The organism is Pricia sp., assembly GCF_041745955.1.
GTDB lineage: Bacteria > Bacteroidota > Bacteroidia > Flavobacteriales > Flavobacteriaceae > Pricia.
Genome location: NZ_JBGTHY010000271.1, coordinates 1 through 4,153 on the forward strand (window position 1 = coordinate 1; position 4,153 = coordinate 4,153).

At 46.0% G+C, this 4,153-nt stretch carries 4 protein-coding genes; all 4 read right to left on the reverse strand.

All coding sequences use genetic code 11. The annotated features are described in order from the left end of the window. Positions 1-179 precede the first annotated feature (179 nt). On the reverse strand, positions 180-719 hold the full coding sequence (locus ACEW8S_RS10070; protein ID WP_373518024.1) for a hypothetical protein: 540 nt from the start codon (positions 717-719) through the stop codon (positions 180-182). Next, positions 716-1,186: a hypothetical protein gene (locus tag ACEW8S_RS10075; protein WP_373518025.1), complete on the reverse strand. Its 471-nt coding sequence runs from the start codon at positions 1,184-1,186 to the stop codon at positions 716-718. The genes ACEW8S_RS10070 and ACEW8S_RS10075 overlap by 4 nt, the downstream gene beginning before the upstream one ends. Positions 1,187-1,219: 33 nt before the next feature. Further along, positions 1,220-3,574, reverse strand: a complete 2,355-nt coding sequence (locus tag ACEW8S_RS10080; RefSeq protein WP_373518026.1) for a TonB-dependent receptor domain-containing protein — start codon at positions 3,572-3,574, stop codon at positions 1,220-1,222. Positions 3,575-3,577: 3 nt separating this feature from the next. After that, the coding region (locus ACEW8S_RS10085; RefSeq protein WP_373518027.1) for a DUF3526 domain-containing protein at positions 3,578-4,153 on the reverse strand (576 nt) is incomplete at its 5' end.

Sequence of the window (4,153 nt, forward strand, 5' to 3'; positions counted from 1 at the left end):
AATAGTCCGTGCTGGTAAATACATCGCCCGGATTCAGTTGTACCGTCACATCCTGCAAGGGCATCCTGTTTTCATCCATGACACGGCCTGAAATATCGGGCTTCTGTCCAATGGCAGCCACCGAAGCAACTAACAATAAATAGAGTATGTGTAGTTTATTAAGGTTCATTAAACTTTTATCAGTTGAGACAAATACCCTGCAGCACCATGGCCCGGCGACGGACTTCGGCCGCACCTAGAAAACTATCGTCAGAGGGGTCGTAAACCGATGCGCTGATCCGAATACCTTCTTTGTCTATGTGGCTGCCCAAAATAGGGCTCTCCCTTAAACGGAGAATCTGGCGCGCCAAATGCTCGGCGAGCAGCAGTTGCGTTTTCATTTTTGCCCCCGGCTGGCCCTCGATCTCCGTTTTTAGATCGGTATATCCCCGGGCGATCTGCCTTTCCCAGGGCAGCCTTAACGGGATGATCGATTCGTGCAAAAATCCGGCATACCAAGGGTTGTCTATATTGCCCACAAAATGGATTTCTGATATGTTCCTCCGTTGCAGGAAGCCGGTCAAGCTGTGCTGTGTGGCCTCGTCCCACTCAAAAAACACACCCATGGCCGTATAGAAATAGGAATTCTCCCCGAAGGTTTTTCGAACGGGGGTTTCCATAAATCCGCTCGGGCACACCAAAAACAATCTACTTGTTGTAGTTTCCCGACCTCCGCTCATACCGATGCGGGGTTATAGGGCAACGAGGAATGGTGCAGGTCTATCAGGAGTTCGTCCTCATCGGTAAGCGTATATCCAAAAGTGTATTCCACTTTGGTCTCCCCGCCTTTGCGATCCGTAAAGAAATAATTGCCCATGGCGAGGGCGCGGTTTTCTTCCAGGATCACCCCGTTGTTCTCAAACCGCACGTTGGTCCAAGGCTGAAGGGCAAAGCCCCCATCTTCCGGGAATTTGCCGGTCCCCGCTATAAAATAGGACAGCGCACCCTCTTGGCTTGGCCTGAACTGCTCGTGTGCGGTTTTCGTAGGTTTGAATAAAACTTTGCTTTTATGAAAGGCATAGTGCTCCTTGAGAAACTGCTCTGTAAAGTTTTCACAGGTTTCCCGGTCATCCATAAGGTTCCCGATTTTTACGACACCTTCTCCCCACTTCTTTTGGATTTTAATTACTTCTTCTTTTGTGATCATTGTTTTAAAATTTAAGTGTTGAACATGCTGTTTTTATAGGTCTATCTGTATTCGCGCCATCACATTTCTAGGTTTTCCGGGATAGAGATAAAACGCATTGGTTGCCCCGGCTATATACCTTTCATTGAACAAATTCTCGATATTGATATTGAAGGAAAGGTTCTGGTATCTGTAAAACAGGCCAGCCTCAAAAATGGTGTAAGAGGGAATTTCTTGAAGTAGCGGTGCCGGATAGGATATTTCTCCGGGGGTAGTCCTCTCGCCGATATGGTACACTCCCACAGCCAAGCCAGCATTTTTAAATAGTCCCTTAAACGAGTAATTTCCCCAAAAACTTAGGGTATTAAATGGGGCATTGTTGGCCTGCCTGTCGATCTCAAACCCGTAGGCGCTTTGCGTAATCCTGCTATCGTTATAGGCGTACCCTGCATTAATGGATAAGTTTGGAAACACCTCGCCCGCCACATCGACCTCAAAACCGCGGCTTTTGGCGACACCTGAGGATTCCCTTATCCCAAACGGATCATTAACAGGATCCGCGGGAACCAGTACGTTGGTTCGGTCGATGTTGTACCAAGCCAACGTGGCGGATAATTTATCGTTCAAAAAAGAACCTTTCAGCCCTATCTCGATCTGTTCACTGTACTCGGGATCGAACGGCCCTCCGAAGTCGGGGCTTTGCATATTTTGCGGCAGGAATCCCCTGTTCCAGCTGCCGTATACGCTTAGATTTTTTATCGGTTCGTAGATGAGCCCAACATTGGGCAGAAAAGCTTCGGTAATGTTTTCGGTACGATCGGGTCCCTCAAAATTGTAGTTGTCCCAGCGGCCTCCCAAAAGCAGCTTCAGTTGGGTGCCAAATTCGGTAAACCCTAGAAAATATACTCCCGTAAAATCAGTAAAGGCAATTGCGTTAAACCCACCAATGGCAGGATACGTGTTGACGGACGCCTGCCGATAGACCGGATTCAGGACATTTATGGGCGGTACCCCATCTAAACCACCGGCTTGGTCTAGATTAAGAAAATAAGTAGATTCAAAATAGTCTATTCCGCCCGTCAGCGTAAATTTAACTTTTTCCGTTTGAGGTTTCCAAGTAAGGTAGTTTCCGAAAAATGCCCCCTTATTATCTTCCATACCCTCTCTGTAAACACGTGCTACATTGTTGTTGTCATCAGGAGCGGGATTAAAAAATGAGGGGGCATGGGTCTCTATTTTCAGGGTATTGCTACTACTATTAAAATTACTGTGTAAATAAAGATTGTCAAGAATCCGTTGCTTTAACGATATCATTAACATCGTGTTGACAATCTGTACATTATCGGTCGGTTCATGCGGGGTAAAAGTTATGGGTATCGCAAAGACGTCTTGGTTCAAGGAGGGATAGCCCCAATCATAATAGACACTTCTGTTTATACTGTTGTGGACAAATTCAACATCGATGACCGTATTTTCCGAGGGCATATACCTGAGCGTTGGTGCAACTATAAAGTTTCTATTGAACAATAGTTCCCGATAGCCCTGCTCGTTCTGATAGCCGGCATTTAAGCGGAACAACACTTTTTCGTTTTCGCTTATAGGTGTCGAAATATCGGCATCCACCCTATATCTTCCCCAAGTTCCCCCGGAAGTTCCAATGGAATATTTCTCCTCCTTTCCCGGTTTTTTGGTAATGGCATTGATAGATCCCCCGGGAGAGTTGGCACCGAACAAAATGGAAGAGGGCCCCTTTAAAATCTCGACACTCTCGATATTGGTGAGGTTAAGGTCGCTGGTAGCACCCGTGTAGAAATTGCGCATGCCATTGATAAGGGTTAGACTTCCCAACGGCCCTCCTCCCGCATTCGTGAACCCCCTAATGGTTACCTCGCTATTGCTATTTTCGACATTTACCCCTGGGGTATTCTTGATAATGTCCTTAAAATTCAGGGCCTGCCTATTGTCGATTAGATCCCGCCCCACTAGTTTGATACTTTGGGGGATATCGGTTATCTTTTGTGGCAGCTTTTCGCTATCGGCCTTTTGTGGATTAAATTGCGGTACAAACCTATTGCGGTCGGTAACGACTACTTCGTTCAAAGCTATACTCTCCCTTTCCAGTTCAATTCTCAACGATATGTTAGTATCCGTAATGGTGATTCGCTTGCTTAGATAGTCCTTGCGCGTGATACTTAGAATATTATCGCCGTTCGGAACTTCGACGTTAAATTCCCCAGCGCTATTGGATAATCGGGTTTCACCGGTGGCCGTAACCTTGATTTCGACACCTCCCAAAGGTTCATTGGAATTTGCATCGGTAACGATTCCACTAACCGAAATTTGGGAATGGCCCAGAAAGGGCAACAATAAAAGAATAAGGGTTCCAAGTGTGTATACAGTGTTTTTCATAATCTAGTTTAATAATGTGGTTCTTTGTTTGTTCGTTGGTTTCCTGAAAAGGATCCAACCCATAAAAAATACAGTGACGGATGCTAAAAAAAGGATAAGGGGATCAAGGAGCGCATTTTTCTTTGCCCATGGTTCGTACTTGAATTCCGGAAGAGCATCAATGTCCGTGGCCGTAAATGACCTATTGTTGAATATGAATTTGAGATGGTGTGCCCTCCAGCGTTCGGTAAATTCGAGGACTTGCTTCCTGAAATCACCGTAATTGTCGGACGAAGTCCCCGCAATTTGGGTTAGGCCCCGCTGCAAGATGATCGCTGGCGAAAGAAAACCGAGCCTGTTTACCCACGCTTGTTGATTTTCGAGCTGTATATCAAAGCTTTTTATTTTCGGTTCAATGGCATCGGTTACCATTTTCTGTGAGGCAAAATAGGTATGCCAAAAACTATAGTTATCGGTGCTGTCCCTTAAGGCATATTCGGGATGGTCCCTTAGATACGAGTCCAGAATCTCGTCCTGTTTTTTGGAAGCTTCCGCTTTGGCCGATCTCATATCGTTGACAAGTGCGGTTCTCGAAGGAAC